15 protein-coding genes are annotated in these 18,748 nt (G+C 51.1%); 10 read left to right on the plus strand and 5 right to left on the minus strand.

The window, feature by feature from the left end; all coding sequences use genetic code 11:
- The first annotated feature begins 55 nt into the window (after positions 1-55).
- Positions 56-1,393 (plus strand): UDP-glucose dehydrogenase family protein, encoded by a 1,338-nt coding sequence (locus tag ACSYSY_RS08640; RefSeq protein WP_491707155.1) that lies wholly within the window; start codon positions 56-58, stop codon positions 1,391-1,393.
- Between the two features lie 69 nt (positions 1,394-1,462).
- Here ACSYSY_RS08640 and cysC read toward each other — a convergent pair whose 3' ends face one another.
- The 3 genes from cysC to ACSYSY_RS08655 form a co-directional block, all read right to left on the minus strand.
- On the minus strand, positions 1,463-3,331 hold the full coding sequence (gene cysC / locus ACSYSY_RS08645; RefSeq protein WP_491707156.1) for an adenylyl-sulfate kinase: 1,869 nt from the start codon (positions 3,329-3,331) through the stop codon (positions 1,463-1,465).
- Between the two features lie 17 nt (positions 3,332-3,348).
- Entirely contained in the window at positions 3,349-4,143 is a 795-nt protein-coding gene (cysD, locus tag ACSYSY_RS08650; protein ID WP_491708266.1) for a sulfate adenylyltransferase subunit CysD, read from the minus strand.
- 82 nt (positions 4,144-4,225) lie between these two features.
- Positions 4,226-4,876: a phosphoadenylyl-sulfate reductase gene (locus tag ACSYSY_RS08655; RefSeq protein WP_491707157.1), complete on the minus strand. Its 651-nt coding sequence runs from the start codon at positions 4,874-4,876 to the stop codon at positions 4,226-4,228.
- Between the two features lie 330 nt (positions 4,877-5,206).
- Here ACSYSY_RS08655 and ACSYSY_RS08660 point away from each other — a divergent pair, with 330 nt between their 5' ends.
- The 4 genes from ACSYSY_RS08660 to radA all read left to right on the plus strand — a co-directional run bounded on the left by ACSYSY_RS08660 (position 5,207) and on the right by radA (position 9,775).
- On the plus strand, positions 5,207-6,652 hold the full coding sequence (locus tag ACSYSY_RS08660; protein WP_491707158.1) for a hypothetical protein: 1,446 nt from the start codon (positions 5,207-5,209) through the stop codon (positions 6,650-6,652).
- Positions 6,653-6,754: 102 nt separating this feature from the next.
- The gene (locus ACSYSY_RS08665; RefSeq protein ID WP_491707159.1) at positions 6,755-7,540 is read left to right on the plus strand and encodes an MlaE family ABC transporter permease; all 786 of its coding nucleotides are present in this window, start codon (positions 6,755-6,757) and stop codon (positions 7,538-7,540) included.
- A gap of 30 nt (positions 7,541-7,570) precedes the next feature.
- Complete coding sequence (locus ACSYSY_RS08670) at positions 7,571-8,359, plus strand: ABC transporter ATP-binding protein (protein WP_491707160.1); 789 nt, start codon at positions 7,571-7,573, stop codon at positions 8,357-8,359.
- 9 nt (positions 8,360-8,368) lie between these two features.
- On the plus strand, positions 8,369-9,775 hold the full coding sequence (gene radA, locus ACSYSY_RS08675; RefSeq protein WP_491707161.1) for a DNA repair protein RadA: 1,407 nt from the start codon (positions 8,369-8,371) through the stop codon (positions 9,773-9,775).
- Here the strand turns inward: radA and ACSYSY_RS08680 are convergent.
- The gene (locus ACSYSY_RS08680) at positions 9,772-10,371 is read right to left on the minus strand and encodes an IMPACT family protein (RefSeq protein WP_491707162.1); all 600 of its coding nucleotides are present in this window, start codon (positions 10,369-10,371) and stop codon (positions 9,772-9,774) included. The genes radA and ACSYSY_RS08680 overlap by 4 nt on opposite strands.
- Positions 10,372-10,485: 114 nt before the next feature.
- Here ACSYSY_RS08680 and ACSYSY_RS08685 point away from each other — a divergent pair, with 114 nt between their 5' ends.
- The 5 genes from ACSYSY_RS08685 (at position 10,486) to ACSYSY_RS08705 (ending at position 17,726) form a co-directional block, all read left to right on the plus strand.
- Positions 10,486-13,077: an MMPL family transporter gene (locus tag ACSYSY_RS08685; RefSeq protein ID WP_491707163.1), complete on the plus strand. Its 2,592-nt coding sequence runs from the start codon at positions 10,486-10,488 to the stop codon at positions 13,075-13,077.
- Between the two features lie 127 nt (positions 13,078-13,204).
- The gene (locus ACSYSY_RS08690; protein ID WP_491707164.1) at positions 13,205-15,118 is read left to right on the plus strand and encodes a TonB-dependent receptor plug domain-containing protein; all 1,914 of its coding nucleotides are present in this window, start codon (positions 13,205-13,207) and stop codon (positions 15,116-15,118) included.
- Entirely contained in the window at positions 15,051-15,950 is a 900-nt protein-coding gene (locus ACSYSY_RS08695) for a hypothetical protein (RefSeq protein ID WP_491707165.1), read from the plus strand. The genes ACSYSY_RS08690 and ACSYSY_RS08695 overlap by 68 nt, the downstream gene beginning before the upstream one ends.
- Positions 15,947-16,939, plus strand: coding sequence for a FecCD family ABC transporter permease (locus tag ACSYSY_RS08700; protein ID WP_491707166.1), 993 nt, complete (start codon positions 15,947-15,949; stop codon positions 16,937-16,939). Before ACSYSY_RS08695 ends, ACSYSY_RS08700 begins: the two co-directional genes overlap by 4 nt.
- Positions 16,932-17,726 (plus strand): ABC transporter ATP-binding protein, encoded by a 795-nt coding sequence (locus tag ACSYSY_RS08705; protein ID WP_491707167.1) that lies wholly within the window; start codon positions 16,932-16,934, stop codon positions 17,724-17,726. The genes ACSYSY_RS08700 and ACSYSY_RS08705 overlap by 8 nt, the downstream gene beginning before the upstream one ends.
- Here ACSYSY_RS08705 and ACSYSY_RS08710 read toward each other — a convergent pair.
- Positions 17,696-18,667: a bile acid:sodium symporter family protein gene (locus tag ACSYSY_RS08710; RefSeq protein WP_491707168.1), complete on the minus strand. Its 972-nt coding sequence runs from the start codon at positions 18,665-18,667 to the stop codon at positions 17,696-17,698. The two genes, ACSYSY_RS08705 and ACSYSY_RS08710, sit on opposite strands and share 31 nt — an antisense overlap.
- Positions 18,668-18,748 lie beyond the last annotated feature (81 nt).

The following is an 18,748-nucleotide window of genomic DNA, read 5'->3' on the forward strand; positions in this document are numbered from 1 at the left end:
AATAACGAAAAACACGTCATCACGATGAGACTGAAAAAAACAGGGCTGTCTATCTATGAAAATTACAATGATTGGAGGCGGCTATGTCGGTCTGGTTTCAAGTGCCTGTTTTGCAGCTTTTGGGGCAACGGTCCGTCTTGTTGAAAAAGATCCTGAACGCCTCGCGGCTCTTCAGAAAGGGAATATTCCTCTTTACGAGCCGGGACTTGAAGAGCTCTTTGCCGAACAGAAAGCACAAAACCGTCTGATTTTCTGTAGCGATCTTACAGAGGGCCTCAGGGAAGCTGAAATCGCTTTCATCGCAGTCGGCACACCGGCACACCGCGGGAGTGGCCATGCTGATCTCAGCTATGTTTATGCAGCCGCCCGGGAAATTGCTGAAGGCGCCCATAATGATCTGTTGATCGTTACCAAATCAACGGTTCCCGTTGGGACGGGACGCAAGGTCCGTGATATCGTCACGTCTCTGCGCCCTGACCTTGATATTTCAGTCGCTTCAAACCCGGAATTTTTACGGGAAGGTCAGGCGATTGCAGACTTCATGAAGCCCGATCGCGTCGTGATCGGGCTGGACCGGCAAAGTCATGATGAAGGGGCAAAGGCAAAAACCCTTCTGAGTGCCCTTTACCAACCTCTGAACCACCCACAGACCCGCCTCGTTTTTATGGGGCTGGAAAGTGCGGAACTGACCAAATATGCCGCTAATGCCTTCCTTGCCATGAAAGTCACATTTGCCAATGAAATGGCTGACCTTTGTGAAGCAACAGGCGCTGATAGCGATGAAGTGCGTCACGCCATAGGTCTTGACCCACGCATTGGCCCTGATTTCCTCACCCCAGGCCCGGGCTTCGGCGGGTCCTGTTTCCCCAAAGATACGCAGGCTCTTGCCATAACAGCACGACAGGCCGGCACACCCAGTCCACTGGTTGAAACGACCATTGCCTCAAACGAGGCCCGCAAACGACGCCTTGCCGAAAAAATCCTGACAATGTTAGGTGACCTGACCTATCAGAGAACCGTTGCAATTCTGGGACTGACCTTCAAGGCCAATACCGATGATATGCGTCAATCTCCTTCCCTGACGCTTCTCCCTCTCCTGCTCGAAGCAGGTCTTTCGCTCAGAGTGTATGACCCTCACGGCATGGAGCAGGCACGGCCTCTTCTGCAAAAGGAAATCCATTTTGCCACAAACGCCCTTGAGGCCACCCGGGGAGCGGATCTGCTTGTCATCCTCACTGAATGGGATGAATTTTTACAGATATCGCCTTCAGACCTTCTGACCTCCATGAAAGGACGGCTTATCATGGATTATCGTGGTCTCTGGAAAAACAGGGAGCTGGCGTCTCACGGCTTTACCTATTATTGCATCGGCCAGAAGCCACCCGCTGCATAATAAGAATGAAACAAAAATGGGGGGCCGTTTTCCGCCCCCCATTTTAAAAGCTCCTGCTCCGATAACGCCTTAAACTTTTACAGTTTTCATAATGATGCGTGAAAGTTCCTCCACCGAGTCAGAAACAGCCTGTTCTGTTGACAGAATGATGTCAGCTTTTTCAGGCATTTCATAAGGAGAGGAAACCCCTGTAAACTCACTGATTTTGCCTTCACGCGCTTTGACATAAAGGCCTTTGGGGTCGCGTTTCTCACAGATATAAAGCGGCGTATTAACGAAAACCTCATGCCAGTCAGAGCCGATGATCTTCGCCGCCATGGCACGATCTGCCTTCAGGGGTGAAACAAGTGCAACCAGCACGATATGGCCCGCCTGCGCCAGAATTTTTGCAACATGTGCAGCACGACGAATATTTTCATGCCTGTCTTCTGCTGAAAAACCAAGATCGCTGCATAGACCCGCCCGCAACGTATCGCCATCCAGAACGATGACAGAATATCCTTTCTGTGTAAGCTTTTCTTCCACCTCTCTGGCAATGGTGCTCTTTCCCGACCCTGACAGGCCCGTCATCCAGAAAACACCCGTCTTATGGCCACGCAGGCCCGCTCTCTGTGCTGTTGAAATACGGCTGGCGGTCGGATGGATGGCTGACTGCCCTTTTGCAAGATCAGCGACACCAATCACGGGGGCCCCACCGACAATACGCTGGTGGCCGTCAACAAGAACGCCACGCCCATCACTCATCCCCGGTGCAAAGGGATCGAAAAGAATCGTATGAGAGGCGGCCAGAGTGATTTCTGCAAAACCATCAGCCGGAACTTCATCGCCCGGTTTCAGGGAAAGATCATCCAGATCGACAACCGCATCAATTGAAACGACCGTCACATCATGCTCTGCTGTGGAGAGACGCAACTTGAAGCTCTCTCCCACCTGCAAGGGCTGACTTCTCAACCAGAAGAGACGCGTTTTTATCCGCGCTGACTTCAGGGGCGCCCCTGCTTCATCATGCGCCGGAAAGAGCAGATCCCCCCGGTCCGGCACAAGATCCGGCTCCAAACGGAGCGCAATGGATTCACCTGCCCCGGCTACGGGGCGATGAGGTGCATGCCAGCGGCAGATCTCGGCAATTGTTGCTTCCTGCCCCTGGGAGCCGATGATAATCCGGTCCCCTTCCCGGATCGTGCCGCGTTCAATACGACCGGCGACATAGCGTTTATCATCAAAACGATAGACGTCCTGCACAGGCATACGGAAAGGCAGTGCCAGGCGTGGCGCTGGAGGAGGCACTTCATTAAGGGCTTCAAGCAGGGTCGGCCCTTGATACCATGAGGCTTTTTCAGAGCGCGTGGCAATATTATCGCCATCACGCGCCGAGGCAGAAATGACATGTTGGGCACTCAGCTCAAGGCGTTCAAGGAGCTGCCGGATATCCGCTTCCACCTGCCGTAAAGGAGCTTCAGCAAACTCCAGACGATCCGATTTATTGAGCAGCACGATCACATGCCGGATGCCGATAAGGCGCAGAAGCATGGCATGACGCCTAGTCTGCTCCCGCACACCTTCAGCAGCATCAACGACCAGGACGGCGGCCTCAGCATCGGCTGCGCCGGTAATCATGTTACGCAGGAACTGCCTATGCCCCGGGGCATCAACAATCACAAATTCACGATCCCCGATCTTAAAGGGAATACGCGTTGAATCAACCGTTACACCCTGATCGCGCTCAATCTGAAGGGAATCAAGCAGGAAGCTCCATTCGACCGCCAGACCGCGCTTGCGGCTGCTTTCAATGATCTGGGCAACACGCCCGTCAGGAAGGCTGTCAGTATCGTACAGCAGGCGCCCGATAAGCGTTGATTTTCCATGATCGACGTGACCGACAATCACAATCGGAGTGCTGACAGCCAATGCCTGGGATGAAGAAGAAACAGAAATCATGTTATTCACTCAATTCCTTAAAGATAGCCGGCCACACGAAGACGTTCAAAGGCATCTTCAGACTCATGATCCATAGCGCGTCCCGCCCGCTCGGACGTGCGACTATTTTCAAGCTCGGCAATCACTTCTGCTACTGTTGACGCGTTACTTTCAATCGGGCTGGTAATGTCCTGATCTCCCAAAGAGCGATAACGCTTGCCGTCTTTGGCGAAGTAAAGATCAACAAGAGGGATATTTTCGCGCTCTATATAACGCCAGATATCAATTTCTCTCCATGCCAGAAGCGGGTGAACACGAATATGCATCCCGTCTTCAAAAGGCGTTGCATATTGATCCCAGAATTCCGGTGGCTGATTTCTGACGTCCCAGCGATGTCCGGCACCACGAGGGCTGAAAACGCGCTCCTTGGCACGGGTCGCCTGCTCATCACGGCGGATCCCGGCAACAACACCGCGGAACTGATATTTTTCAATCAACGCCGCCAATCCCGCTGTTTTACGCGCAGCAGAGCGCGCAGCGGGGGGAAGAGAGGGATCCATTTCCTCAACAGGAGGGCAATCCCCTAAAATCAGGTCAAGATTCCATTTTTTTGTATATTCATCGCGGAATTTATACATTTCAGGGAATTTTTTCCCCGTATCAACATGCATGACCGGAAAAGGAACATGGCCCATAAAGGCCTTACGGGCCAGCCAGACCATGACATTACTGTCTTTGCCCAGAGACCAGAGAAGGGCCATGGGTTTCAGCTTGCGATAAGCCTCACGCAATATGAAAATACTCTGGGCCTCTAATTGATCCAGCCCATCCATGATACGAGGTTCTTCTAAACTCATGACTAAAGGTCCCTCCTGAAGGAAACATTTCCCTGAAAACTGAATTCCGCCTCGTCGCCTATGGCTGCGTCGGCACCGGACGGTGAATTCCACATTCTATTTTTGCCTGGCCTGCCCAACGTCCCGCCCGGCTATCCTCGCCGTCCCCAACGGCTCTGGTACAGGGCGCACAGCCGATTGAAAGATACCCTTCTGCTACAAGCGGATGAGGGGGAAGATGGCGGTCCTTCATAAAGGCCGCAATATCGCTGGCCTGCCACTGGGCCAAAGGATTGATTTTTACAGTCCCATCCGCCTGCGGCTCAATCATTGGCAGGGCCGCTCTTGTATGAGACTGACTTCTCTTGCGCCCGGTAATCCAGAAATCAAATTCCGGCAGCACAGTCTCAAGTGGTTCAACCTTCCGCAAGGCACAACAGGCATCCGGGTCAAAGGCGGCCAGCTGGTCCTGAGGATCGCGGTCTTTTAATGCCTGCGGTGAAGGAGACAGAGTCCTTACGTCCTTCAGCCCCAGAAATTTCACCAGCTCATCGCGGTACTGCAACGTCTCGGGAAAATGGCGTTTTGTATCAAGGAAATAAACCGGAAGGGACGGATCATTATCGGCAATCAGAGCCAGCAACACGGCAGACTCTGCACCGAAAGAGGAAATAAGAGCCACGCGCCCCGAAAAAAGTCCCAGAAGCTTTTTCAGGAAATTTGCAGACAATTCACTAACATTAATAGTTTTATTGTGAGTGTCGGCTATTTTCCTCAAAAAAATCAGCTCTTCTGCTGTATGTCCCACCGTGATTATTCCTGAAATCCATTTCCTGTAATGCCACACTAAACATAATTAATACGTAGTTCAATGTTATTTATATAATATAACTATTAATCATAGTTAATAATGTTGCAAATTAATCGATCATATGTGCCAAAGACCGATAAGAATCCTTGTTTATCAAGAATTCTCTTTTCAAAAAAAATTGTACTTTCTAAGTTGCACGGGAAGATGATTATAATAAATCAAGAAAATTCTGCCGATGGGAGACTCTAGGTGAAAGAATGTCTGAGGCCGCTTTTCCTGACATTTTTTAAAATGCAGTGGTCTCTGGCCACACTCATTTCCCTGACGGCATGGGGGACATATAAACCTGCTTTGGCAGCTGTCCCGTCTAATGTTTTGTTGCCGGCAGATGAGCTTGATTTAAGTGTGCCGTGCGTTGAGACCCACCTTTCTGTAGATCCTGCAATAAAAAGCGGTGTCATTATAAAAGCGGCACGCGGCGCGGGACCAACAATGACGCAAGGACGGGATGGCGCCCAAAATCGTCTTTCCCTGAGTTATGGGACATGTGCACAAGGTGCCTCCCTCCACGTCGTGATATCACCCAACACAACACTGACCATTCATGACAGTTCGGAATCCGTTATTACGGAAGAAGGCACATTGGCTGCCCTGGAAATCAATCTTCAAGACGGGTCACTCTCTGCTGATACCATTGAATCACTGGATATGGCTGCCAATGGCGCGTCCAAAATCAAGATTCATCGCCTTGATCGTGCCGCGCAGATTGCCGCTGTTGCCACGTCCGATATAAACATAGATCAGGTCAATCTGACGGCTTTTTCAGCCACCATGGCCGGAACAAGCTCTTTGCAGGTCAGCTCCGGGCTCATCAATGTTGCAACGCTTTTTCTTTCCAACCAGAGTACGGCTGAAGTACATGCAAATGTCGGGAAAGCGAATGTGACGGCTAATGACCAGAGCAAGGTCAAAATCGGTCCCCTTCTGGGAGCCCTTCTTCCCAAAGGATCGGGAACTGTTGAAACCATTGAGAAACAAATAGTTCCTACGAAAAAGGAGGCTCCCAAACCTGTTACCCCGAAAGGACCGACTCCAGAACAGCAAAAGGCTGCCGCCATTGCTGCCGAGGTAAAAGCCTTCATGCAGGAAGATCCTGCTCCCGAGCAAAACAAGGCGCCTCTTGTAACGCCCGTGTCCACACCGGCTTCCCCTATAAAGGCAACAACGTCACAGGCAGTGGAAACGCCTGCGGCTTCTCCCGAACAAACTCAACCAAATTCTCCTCAGGAGCAGCCTCCACAAAGTGAGGTCCCTTCCCCGGCTTTAAAGACACCGTCTTCTGCCCCCTCAGAACAAGATACAGGGACTGCTCCTGTAACACCTTCCGAACAAAACCAACAAAATCCCCCTCAAGGGCAGATTCAGCAAAATGGTGTCCCCTCTCCCGCTGCTATAGGGGGACCCTCTTCTCAGGCAAATTCTGTTCCATCAATAGACGCAAAAAAGACAGCACTTCCCGATACCAGTCAATCTTCTTCCACAAAGCAAGAGGCACCGGCAGTGAAGGCACCAGCGGTTCTTCCCGGGCAGGCTCAACAAATCGCACCCCAGGAAATGAAACTGGAAAGCCAGGTATCGCCTCAACAGGAAAAGACCGGCGATGGAGCCCAGTCTCCTCTAAAGCCTCTGCCGTAAGCGCTTCATGAAATCATAAGGCGGTTTATAGTTTTTTCCCCAGCCGTCTGGCAAAAAATCTGATAGAAAGAGAACTGATTGCCAAATTGCAGGGATTCAGATGTGACGCTCATTCTTTCACCATTTATTGCGCTTGGACGTTTCATTCTTTCGGGTTTCAAACAGGCTGGGTCCATTTCCATTTTCGGCCTGCAGGCTTTGCACGGGCTGTTTAAAAGACCTTTTTATGTCAAAACGTTTTTACTGACATGTATTGAAATCGGGTTTCTCTCTCTCCCCGTTGTTGCTTTGACGGCCATTTTCGCCGGAGCGGTCATCGCCCTGCAATCCTATACCGGCTTTAAGCAATATCACGCGCAAAGTGCCGTTGCGAATATTGTCGTTCTGGCCGTCACCCGTGAATTGGGCCCTGTTCTGGCCGGTCTTATGGTCGCTGGCAGGGTCGGTGCTGCCCTTTCAGCACAGATCGGCACAATGCGTGTTACGAACCAGATTGACGCCCTCACGACCCTTTCAACCAATCCGATCAATTATCTTGTCACACCACGTCTCCTGGCTTCTACACTGGCGCTCCCCATTTTAGTGCTTATTGCTGATATCCTTGGCGCCTTTGGCGGTTTCAGCGTTTCCGTGCTCAAACTCGGGATAGACCCACAAAGCTATATCAACGCAACCATTGAGGCGGTTAAATTCACGGACACCATTACCGGGCTGGTCAAAGCCGCTATCTTCGGTTTTCTGATCGCCCTTCTGGGGTGTTATCATGGCTATTACAGCCGTGGTGGGGCTGAGGGCGTGGGCTCTGCCGCGACAGCGACGGTAGTCGCGACCTCCGTTCTGATCCTGTTATTCGATTATATTCTGACGGACCTGTTTTTTAACGTCTAAGTCCCCCTCTTTGCAGAAGGTGTTTTCTCCATGACCATTCCACGTCTGCGTATCCGTGGGCTTAAAAAATCCTTTGGTCCGAAATCTGTCCTGAACGGCATTGATCTTGACGTTGAACAAGGAACGTCCATGGTGATTATTGGCGGTTCAGGAAGTGGTAAATCCGTTTTACTGCGTTGTATCCTGGGCCTGACCCTTCCTGATGAAGGTGTTATCGAAATTGATGGCGAGGACGTTTTGCGGGCCTCTCCCCCCCGACAGGAAGAATTACGCCGCAGGATTGGCATGCTTTTTCAAAATGCCGCTCTTTTCGACAGTATGAGCGTTTTTGATAATCTTTTATTCGGGCTGAAAGCCAAATCATCGCTTCATCCACGCCGTGACCGCCAGAAACTCAAAGACAGTGCGTTCAAGCTGCTGGCACAGGTCGGGCTGGATCAAAGCGTTGCTGCCCTGAACCCTGCTGAACTTTCGGGCGGAATGCAGAAAAGGGTGGGACTGGCCCGTGCCATTGCCGGACAGCCCGATATTCTGTTCTTTGATGAGCCCACAACAGGGCTCGACCCTATTATGGGCGCCATTATTGACGGGCTGATCGTTGATTGCGTCAAAAAAATCGGCTCAACAGCCATTACGATCACCCATGATATGGCGTCAGCTCAACGCATCGGCTCACAGGCTGCCATGCTTTACCAGGGTAAATTGATCTGGAAAGGGGCCGCTCAGGATCTGCTCCATTCCGGCAATCCTGTTGTCGATCAGTTTACCCATGGCCGGCGTGAAGGCCCCATCCATATTGAAACAACCCCTGCTCTCTGAGGCTTTGTTATGGCGAAGAAACCGACAATCCGTTTCATCTGTCAGAATTGTCAGGCCAGTTATCTGAAGTGGCAGGGAAAATGCGAAAATTGTGGCGAATGGAATACGCTGGAAGAGGAAAAGCTCGAAGCCACACCACGGCGCACAGCCACCCTCAAAAAAGGGGATGGTCTGGTCACAGTTCGCCTTGATGGAAAAACCACTCCTCCAGACCGAATTCACAGCGGCATTCATGAATTTAACCGGGTGCTCGGGGGCGGATTTGTACCCGGTTCTGTCGTACTCGTCGGGGGTGACCCTGGCATTGGCAAATCAACCCTGATGCTTCAGGCAACCTGTGCCCTTGCCGGGACAGGACACGAAGTCCTTTATGTTTCAGGCGAAGAGGCCATTGACCAGATCCGTCTGCGAGCTCGGCGCCTGGGGCTTGATGTCAGGCCGGATGCGCTGAACACATTGGACCTGGCGGCCTCTATCAACGTGAATGATATCGTCACCACACTTGAAGAGCGGCGAATCCACAAGGTTGTGGTGATCGATTCCATTCAGACCATGTGGCTTGAAGGCGTAGATAGTGCACCCGGCTCGGTCTCCCAGGTTCGGGCCTGTGCCTTTGAGCTCATCAGAATGGCCAAAACATTGGGATTTTCACTCATCCTCATTGGCCATGTTACCAAAGAGGGCTCTCTGGCAGGCCCGCGCGTTCTGGAACATATGGTTGACGCTGTCCTTTATTTTGAAGGCGACCGCGGTCATCAGTTCCGTATTTTACGTGCTGCGAAAAACCGTTTTGGCGCTACTGATGAAATCGGCGTGTTTGCCATGACCGATTCAGGTCTGAGAGAAGTCCCCAACCCTTCGGCCCTTTTTCTCGCAGAACGCCACGGCAATATTGCCGGATCAGCTGTTTTTGCCGGGCTGGAAGGTACCAGACCCGTCCTTATGGAAGTGCAGGTTCTTCTTTCTTCCAAAGCAGGCGATGGGGCACCGAGACGCGCTGTCATTGGCTGGGACAGTGCCAGGCTGAACATGATTCTGGCTGTGCTGGAAGCCCGTTGCGGGCTGAAACTCAGCACGATGGATGTCTATCTCAATATTACCGGCGGCATAAAAATCACAGAACCTGCGGCTGACCTGGCTGTTGCCGCGGCCCTTATCTCTGCTGCGACCGGTCAGCCCACAGCGTCTGATGCGGCCTATTTTGGCGAAATTGGTCTTTCTGGTGAATTGAGGCAGGTCAGCCAGACAGAATTAAGACTCAAAGAAATTGCCAAGCTTGGTTTCAAACAGGCCTGCCTTCCCCGTCACGTCAGCACGGCTTCAGCCCGACCTCGGCCGCCCCAAGGGCTTAGCTTGCAGGAAATCGGGCACCTCAGTGATCTTGTGAACCGTTTTTCAGTGAAAGATGAGGCTTAAAACTGTTTTTCATCAAGAAATTCGAGCGGTTTCTGCCCCCGTGTCAGATCACGCAGCCAGTCGGCAATCTGCTCCTTATGGCTTAGCGGAAGTGAAATATGCAGGGCAGCTCCTTCCCCGTCAAACGCGCATGTCCTGACTTCTGCCTGCCAATGAGGCAATTTTGCTTCTACGACACTGTAAAGAGAAAAGGGGCAATGAAATTTCAGGCCGATACGCTCGATCAATTCAATTTTTGTCGCTTCCCGCAGGCAGGCAGCAGCGGCACCGCCATAGGCTCTTACCAGACCGCCTGCGCCAAGTTTCACACCGCCAAACCAGCGCGTGACGACAACCATGACATGATCACAATCCTGTCCCTCAATCGCTGACAGGATGGGCCGCCCTGCTGTGCCGGATGGCTCTCCATCATCGCTGATTCGGAATCGGGGGCCTGTTTTAAAGGCCCAGCAATTATGAGTCGCTTCAGGAACGGACTTTTCATCCAGAAACGCCATGGCACTTTCCTCGTCGCTCACATGGCAGGCTGAGGTGCGGAAAATACTATGTTTAATAATTGATTCATGCTCGGCTATGCCGTCTATTGTCCAGCTCATGAGCTCTTTTAGCGCAAAGCAGAAACGTCTTTCCAGCATATCAGAAATTGCACAGAAACGAATTGAGTTCTAAAAGCGGTCTCTGAGCCCTGTGTCGCTTTCTTAAGGACTGTTATGCTTTCCAGATTAACTCGTGATTTGACCAGCTTCTGCTCTCGTCATGCTTTTACTGTTTTGTCCTTCTTCCTTCTTCTTTGTCTTAGTGCAGGGTGGCTCAGTTACGAGAAGCTTGGGATCAGCACGGAAACAGACAAGCTTTTTTCAAATACACTCCCCTGGAAGCATTATAACCACGAAATTGAGCGCCTCTTCCCTGGTGAAAAAGATACGCTCGTTGCCATCATCAAGGCAGATACCCCTGAAGAGGGACAGGCCACAGCGCACGCTCTGGCAGAGCAATTAAAAAAAGATCATCAACATTTCAAAACCGTCTCGGAACCTGCTGCGAATCCATTTTACACGCAGCACGCACTGCTTTTTCTTGATCAAAAACAGCTCGAACCTCTGCTTGATTCCATTATTGCGGCGCAGCCCTTTCTGGGAACCCTTTCTGCCGATCCCTCTCTTGGCGGATTATTCCAGAGCTTCAATCTGCTGAGTCTGGGCCTTAAATCCGGGCAGGCAATCCCCGAGAGTTTCGGCAAAACATTAAATGCCTTCGCCCAGTCTCTGGATGCGGCTTCCCGCGGGAAAGCAACGCCGCTTTCATGGCAGAACCTCCTTGCCGGAGAGCTGAGCTCAATGGGGGGTGACTATTATTTTGTCATGACCCATCCCAAACGGGACTTCTCATCATTTGAACCGTCCGAAGCTGCCACCAGGGCCATGCGTGCAAAGCTTGATGCGCTCCCTGCCATCAAGGCCAAGCGTGCCACGGCCCTGATTACCGGGGAAGCCAAACTTAATGATGAAGAATTCTCCACCGTTGCCGAAGGAATGGTGTGGGGGCTGATTATTTCACTGGCTCTCGTCACATTATGGCTCATTATGGCGGTTCGCTCGATCCGCGTCATTATTCCCATCCTGATAACCCTCATTACGGGCCTGATTCTCACCACCGGCTTCGCAGCCATAAGTGTTGGCACGCTCAATCTGATCTCTGTTGCCTTCGCTATTTTATTTGTCGGTATTGCGGTTGATTTCGCCATTCAGTTCGGTGTTCGCTTCCGTTGCCAGCAGGGCACTGATGGCGAAAGCCTTCCCCAGCTGGAAGCCCTTTCCCATACAGGTGCTGAAAGTGGCCCTCAGATTTTCATAGCAGCGCTGGCAACGTCTGCTGGTTTTATGGCTTTCACACCCACAAGTTTTGTCGGTGTGGCTCAGCTGGGCCTTATCGCCGGGATTGGTATGCTGATTGCCTTTACCTGCACGCTGACCATTCTCCCGGCCCTGCTTGTCGTCTTCAAGGCACGCTCTTCAGCCCAGAATCATGGTTTCCTATCTCTGAAACCGCTTGATAACGGGCTCCGCCGCCATCGTTTTGTCGTGTTGGGACTCTTTGCTTTTGCCGGCATTGTCGGATTGGGGCTGACAACCCAGCTCCGGTTTGATTCCGATCCATTACACACCAAAAACCCCAATACTGAAGGAATGAAAGCGCTCAGGCTTCTGGAAGCAAACCCCCTGACGACTTTCTATAATGCCCAGCTGGTTGTTAAAGATCAGGCTATTGCCGCCAAACAGGCTGAAGCCTTGTCCCACCTGCCCAGCGTGCATGATGTGTTATGGATTGGTGCCCTGATTCCTGAACATCAGGACGAAAAGCTCGCCATGATCAAGGATGCTGCTGACATTCTCCTGCCCAGTCTCGATATTTCTGATACGCCCCCGAAACCGGATGCCATGACCCTCCGTCAGGCGACGTTAAAAACGGCCAGCCAGCTTGATACGATTGAGCCCACTAAACTGACACCGGCTTTAAAACAGCTGAAAGAGGCGCTGCATCGTCTGGGATCGGCTTCTGATGAAACGATCCTTGAGGCCAATCAGGCCATGACGCAATTCCTGCCAACGGAACTGCGCCAGCTCAAGACCGTTTTAAACCCCTCGCCTGTCACTCTGGATTCCATACCGGACGATATCAAGGAAGAATATATTTCTCCCGATCAACGCTACAGGCTTGTGATTCACCCGAAAGGGCAGATGTCCAACCCGGCAATTCTGGGTAAATTTGTCAATGAACTCAAAACCGTCAATCCAGACATTGCCGGTCCTGCGCTGGAAATTACTGAAAGTGCCAGAACCATTACGCACGCTTTTCTGGAAGCGGCTCTGTGTGCCATCATCGTCATCACCTTGATTCTGCTTGTGGCGCTCCGCCGTATAACAGACAGTCTTCTGGTCATTATGCCCTTGATTCTGTCTTCACTCCTGACGGTCATTCTCATCGTATTGATACCGGAGCCCCTCAATTACGCCAATATTATTGCGCTCCCTCTCCTGCTGGGGGTCGGGGTGTCGTTTAACATCTATTTTGTCATGAACTGGCGGGCCGGCCTGAAATATCCTCTGACGTCACCAACGGCGCGGGCTGTTATTTTCTCTGCTCTTACGACCGGGTCTGCCTTCGGGTCACTGGCTGCTTCAGCTCACCCTGGTACGGCCAGTATGGGGCGTCTTCTGTTGCTATCTCTGGGGTGCACATTGCTCTGCACGCTTTTCTTTATTCCCGCCCTGCTCCCCAAGCGCCCTATAGATGACAAATGATATCAGTACTCATAGCTTTGAAATCATGGTATCAGGGTAGGCTCATCAAGGAAGTTTTTTAATCTTCCTGCCCAGGGCCTGCCCGCCTTTCTGGCTCATGTCCGCTTTGTCACATATAAGGTGGGACATGAGACTTTCGCGCGTCTTTTTTCTGCTTCTCAGTTTCGCCTCTTTCTTCAGCAAGGAGGCCTTTGCCTCGCCTGAATCCTCTCCTGAAGAAGAGATCACCGTTACGGCCGAGCAGACACCACGCCCGACAAATAAAACAGGCTCCCAGGTCACGATCATCACAGCCAGAGACATTGAACTGACTCAGAAGCGTGACCTGTCCACCCTTCTCTCCTATGCACCTGGCCTGAATATGGTGAGAACGGGAGGACCCGGCGGGACGGGTTCGATCTTTATGAGAGGGCTTAATGCCAATGAAGTGAAACTCCGTCTTGATGGCATGGACATCAATGACCCCTCCACCCCTGACGGTGCTTTTGACCCTGCACAGTTTCTGACAGATGGTCTGGGAAAGATCGAAATTCTCAGAGGGCCACAAAGTGGTCTTTACGGGGCCGATGCCATGGCAGGCGTGATCGATATGACAACGCAGAAAGGCGAAGGTGCCTTCAAAGCGACAGGTCGGGTTGAAGGGGGCACTTATAGCACGTCAAACCAGATGGCCTCTGTTTCAGGTGCTCTCCATAAATTCCATTATTTTATTATTCTCTCTCATAATCATACCGGCGCCTATCAGGCCGTTCCTACGCGGTACAGGCAGGATAGCCCTGAAACAATTGCCCGGAATCGTAATGACAACCGGACGGCCACGATGCGTTTTGATTATGATATTACGCGCTCTCTTGGCGTTACGTTAACGACTCATTTAACGCAGGCCGATTATGACTTTGAAGCTGATCAGTCCCCACCACCTGATTACGTTTCCATCCCCAGTCCCTCACGCAATGAAAGTAATTTAAACCAGGCGATTGTAAGGGGTGAACTCCATTCAAAGTCTTTTCACGGCGTGTTTGAACAACGTTTCGGGCTTGGTTACGTCACCTATCGGCGGCGCGATCAAACAGCCGGAGAAACAGACCTCTCCTTTAACCGGGGCGACAGGCTGAAAGCAGACTGGCATGGTCTGACGCATCTGGGGCGGCATGTCAGCCTTCTGACAGGGTATGATTATATCAGGGAGCGCCTGATTCGCCCTTCTCACTATCAGACAACAACCCATGCCGGTTACGCCCAGATTGAAGGAGCATGGCGCTCTATTTTAATGGGAGCCGCCAATATCCGTTATGACAGCAACTCCCGCTACGGCCATTACGTCACATGGCGCGTTGCACCGGCAATCAGAATTCCCCATACGGGTTTGACGCTCAAGGCCAGTGCCGGGAGCGGTTTTCATGGGCCGTCCCTAAACCAGCTTTTTGTGAGTTATCCTGATTTTAACAGTTTTTCCAACCCTCATCTGAAAGCAGAAAAACTCATTGGATTTGATAGTGGGTTTGAAGAACATCTATTTAAAAACCGCCTGATCTTCGGCGCGGATTATTATGAAAATCATGTCCATAACCTGATTAACTACCGCTATGTTTCTTCTGTAAATGGATATAGTTATCAGAACGTCGCAAGAGCCAGGACGCGCGGGGTTGAAGCTTATATAAGCGTAACCTTACGCCGCGACCTGCAATGGAAAGCCTCTTACAGCTACACCACAACAAAAGACCTGATAGAAAAAGCGCCTTTAATCCGCCGCCCCAAACATAAAGTAACGGCAAGTATTATATGGAGTCCCTTAAAAAAACTGCATATTGTCCCGTCAGTGCTTTACGTCAGTTCCTGGCATGACACAGACCGCTATAATTTTTCACCTATCCATACTGCCGGTTACGTGACGTTTGACCTGGCAACCCAGTACCAACTAACAAAATTTTCAACGCTTTTTATAAGGGCGGATAATCTGGCGGATAATCATTATGAAAATCCTGCAGGCTACTGGCAACCCCGGCGCTCCTTTTATGGAGGGATTACGATTGGCCTTTGAATTACGAACCCTTATTGCCTGCCTTCTCTGCATATGTGGCATTTTTCCGGTCAAAGCCCGCTCTCAAACGCACGTCCCCAAACGTGTCATTTCCCTTAATCTCTGCACGGATGAAGCTCTGGTTTCACTCCTCCCGGCTCATGAAATTGCCGGGTTAAGTCCATTAGCCCGTGATTGTGCTGAATCCGCCATCTGTAAAGAAGCACGCTCTTTTCCTGCGCTCAAAGCCGAAGGGGAAGACGTCCTCCGTTCTGATCCGACCCATATTCTCGAAAGCCAGTGGAATCACCCTTCTATAGAGCAAATAGCCCACTTGCGGTCCATTGCTTATTATAAACTTCCCGCAGCCCAAACACTCGATGATATTCCCAAACAGACCAGAGAGCTGGCCTTGTGGCTCGATGTTCCACAGAAAGGCGATGCTCTCGCCCGGCACTTTGAGCAGAGCGAACACTCTCTTTTGCTTTCCAGTTCATCACACCCTCTGAAAGCGGCCTTTTATAGTGAAAGTGACGACCCACTTTTAGATGATCTCATCAGGAAAAGCGGTTTTCTCTCCCTTAAAGGAACGCAGGATCATTACCGCGTTTTTTCGCCGGAGACCCTTCTTATAACACCTCCTGATCTTCTGATTATTTCAAAGCTGGATGAAGGAAAATCGTTAAAAGAGGCAAAAATTCTGCCTGATTTCCTGCTCAGTCAGTTCAGAAAACCTCACCTTCTTATCATTCCCATGAAATTGACCTTATGCGGTTCTGCCGCGTCTCTTGACGCTCTGCGGCTTTTACACAACGCCCATCTTGCTCTCCAGAAAGAAGGCGTGTCTCCATGAGCCGTTACCGCTTTATTCTTCTATCCCTTACATTATTACTGACGGGGTGCTGCCTTTTCTCTCTTTATACGCATCTGCCGCCCCATATTCACGTTATGGGGGGATTGATCGATTTCTGTTTTCACCGTGACAGCGTCAGTGCTCTTCTCATCGGTGAGCTGCGCCTACCAAGGCTTTTGCTGTCTTTATTCATCGGGGCCTCTCTGGGACTGGCTGGGGCCAATCTGCAGGCTGTCATGAGGAATCCTCTGGCAGACCCTGGTATCCTGGGGATTACGGGAGGGGCCTCTCTGGGAGCGGTTCTGATCTTTTATAGCGGTCTTTTCTCACAGATTTCATGGAGCACTCCTTTGGCTGCTTTCAGCTTCGCCCTCTGTGCCTGCCTGATTTTACTGGCATCAAGCCGTCGGGGTGTCACGGTCATGATGCTCACAGGGATGGCTCTCAGCACCATCAGTGTTGCCTTGCTTGCGCTCATTTTAAATCTGGTCCCCAGCCCCTATGCCCGTTTTGAGATGACTCACTGGCTTCTGGGATCGTTAAATCAAGTTGATCTCCGGGATTTTCTCATAGCTTTTCCCGGCCTTCTGACTGGTTCGCTTCTGCTACTCGTAACTGGGCGTAACCTCGATGGTCTCTCACTGGGAGACGATGTTGCCTGTTCCATGGGGATCAGCCCCCCGCGCACGCAGGCTCTTATTATCTGCGGTTGCGCCCTATCGCTCGGTTCGGCGGTCGCCGTTGCTGGAAATATTGGATTTATAGGGCTGATCGTCCCCCACCTCGCTCGGTTTCTGGTCGGTTATAAACCCTCACACTCGCTTATCCCCTCAGCTTTGCTCGGAGCTGCTTTGCTCGTTGGTGCTGATATGATGGTCCGGTCCTATAATCCTGGAAACAACCTTCCTTTAGGCGTTGTGACAACCTTAATCGGGACACCCTTTTTCCTCTTCCAGATATGGAAATTGAATCGGTCCCCTCATGTCTGATCTTTCTCTCACAGCCCGCAATATGACCGTCATCCAGGGAAAGAAACCCTGCCTTATTGATGTTTCCCTCTCTCTTAAAGGGGGAGATCTTCTTGGAATCATAGGGCCAAATGGAGCGGGGAAAACAACTTTGGTGAAATCCCTTCTGGGACTTTTACCCCTTTCAAAAGGGTCTGTCTTTTTGAATGACCAGCCCCTTGAGCGGCTTTCTCCCTCTCAAAGAGGCCGGAAAATTGCCTATCTGCCGCAAGAGAGATTTCTCCCTTATGGTCTGACCGTTGAAGAGGTGATTCATCTGGGCAGGCTCCCCTACAGAAAAGAAAAAGCACCTCAACAACAGGCCGTGACAGAGAAAATCCTTCATGACTTAAAGCTTCATGAGCTGCGTTTCCGCAGGGTTGAAACTGTTTCAGGAGGGGAAAAAGCACGGATATGTCTTGCGCGCGCTCTGGCTGTCGAGAGCCCTTTTCTGCTGATTGATGAACCTTCCGCCGCCCTCGACCCCGCCCAGGCCATGAACATGATGGAATTATTGAGCCAAAAAACCAGAGAGGAACAAATAGGCATCTGCATTGTGCTCCATGATTTATCACTCGCGGCTCAATATTGCAGCAGGATCGCCTTCCTAAAACAGGGGCGCCTTATTACAGAGGGGGCCTCAAAAGACGTTATCACTGAAGACATCCTCCAGGCTGTTTATGAGACGGATATAAAAGTCATTAATGGCATTCCCGTTCCTGTAAGACGGTCATGGCCTTATTCATCAGTAACAGGACGTGACGCGTAACGCCGGGCCAGAACAGTACAGACAAAAAGCTGAATCTGATGATAGATCATTAAAGGCAAGACAATAATCCCTGCCCCTGCCGGGAAAATAACACTGGCCATGGGAACGCCCGTCGCAAGTGACTTCTTGGAGCCACAGAACTGCAGAGCAATCTCGTTTTCCTTACTCTGACCCAGCAACCGCCCGAGCTGCCAGGTTGCCGCGAGCAGTAAAAAGAGCAGGACCGTATCAAGGAGAGCCAGCTTTCCAAGATCAATCAGTGGGACACGTTTCCATAACCCCTGAAGCACGGCTGTGCTGAACGCCGCATAAACGAGCACAATAATGGATCCTCTATCTGTGAAAGAAAGAAGGATTTTATGCCGGTGAACGATGGGCCCCACCCATTTCTGCGTTAATTGACCGGCAAGAAAAGGAAGCAGGAGTTCCTTACCCACTTCCATAATTGTCTCAAGCCCGGAGCCACTGTCACTACGGTGCAGTAAAAGGCCACTGAGAAGAGGTGTAAAAAGAATTCCCAGAATATTGGAAGCCGTTGCCGAGCATATGGCTGCCGGTACATTCCCTCGTGCGATTGATGTCAGAGCAATGGACGATTGCACAGTTGAAGGCAGGCAGCACAGAAACAGAACCCCTACCCAGAGATCAGAACTGATAAACCCGTCAGCAAACACAAAGTGACATAAGAGATAAAGCGCGAAGCCCAGCAGCGGAAACATCACAAAACTGGCGAACAGTGTGCCCCCCTGAAGGCGCCAGTCCTGTAAGCTTTCAATAATGGCATGACGCTTTAATTTTGCCCCCTGGAAAAAGAACATTAACGTAATCAGCAACGTGCTCAGCCGGTTCATCCAGGGCTGAAGTGATGGGGGGCACGGGAAAAAAGAGGCAAGAAGAACCGCCACAATCAACATGACCAGAAAGGGATCAATTCTTTTCATAAAATACCTACTGGTTTGTGAAATCAAAGGTGCCGGAAAGTCACGGATTATCCCTATCAGGATCAAAAGTGAAGATATCTA

The organism is Aristophania sp. ESL1100, from assembly GCF_058511235.1.

Excerpts from the sequence above, each read along its gene's own strand:
- ACSYSY_RS08640 (WP_491707155.1), top strand. The coding sequence starts at position 56 with ATGAAAATTACAATGATTGGAGGCGGCTATGTCGGTCTGGTTTCAAGT.
- ACSYSY_RS08705 (WP_491707167.1), top strand. The coding sequence starts at position 16,932 with ATGTCTGATCTTTCTCTCACAGCCCGCAATATGACCGTCATCCAGGGA.
- cysC (WP_491707156.1), bottom strand. The coding sequence starts at position 3,331 with ATGATTTCTGTTTCTTCTTCATCCCAGGCATTGGCTGTCAGCACTCCG.
- cysD (WP_491708266.1), bottom strand. The coding sequence starts at position 4,143 with ATGGATGGGCTGGATCAATTAGAGGCCCAGAGTATTTTCATATTGCGT.
- ACSYSY_RS08685 (WP_491707163.1), top strand. The coding sequence starts at position 10,486 with ATGCTTTCCAGATTAACTCGTGATTTGACCAGCTTCTGCTCTCGTCAT.
- ACSYSY_RS08670 (WP_491707160.1), top strand. The coding sequence starts at position 7,571 with ATGACCATTCCACGTCTGCGTATCCGTGGGCTTAAAAAATCCTTTGGT.
- radA (WP_491707161.1), top strand. The coding sequence starts at position 8,369 with ATGGCGAAGAAACCGACAATCCGTTTCATCTGTCAGAATTGTCAGGCC.
- ACSYSY_RS08700 (WP_491707166.1), top strand. The coding sequence starts at position 15,947 with ATGAGCCGTTACCGCTTTATTCTTCTATCCCTTACATTATTACTGACG.
- ACSYSY_RS08710 (WP_491707168.1), bottom strand. The coding sequence starts at position 18,667 with ATGAAAAGAATTGATCCCTTTCTGGTCATGTTGATTGTGGCGGTTCTT.
- ACSYSY_RS08690 (WP_491707164.1), top strand. The coding sequence starts at position 13,205 with ATGAGACTTTCGCGCGTCTTTTTTCTGCTTCTCAGTTTCGCCTCTTTC.
- ACSYSY_RS08680 (WP_491707162.1), bottom strand. The coding sequence starts at position 10,371 with ATGAGCTGGACAATAGACGGCATAGCCGAGCATGAATCAATTATTAAA.
- ACSYSY_RS08695 (WP_491707165.1), top strand. The coding sequence starts at position 15,051 with ATGAAAATCCTGCAGGCTACTGGCAACCCCGGCGCTCCTTTTATGGAG.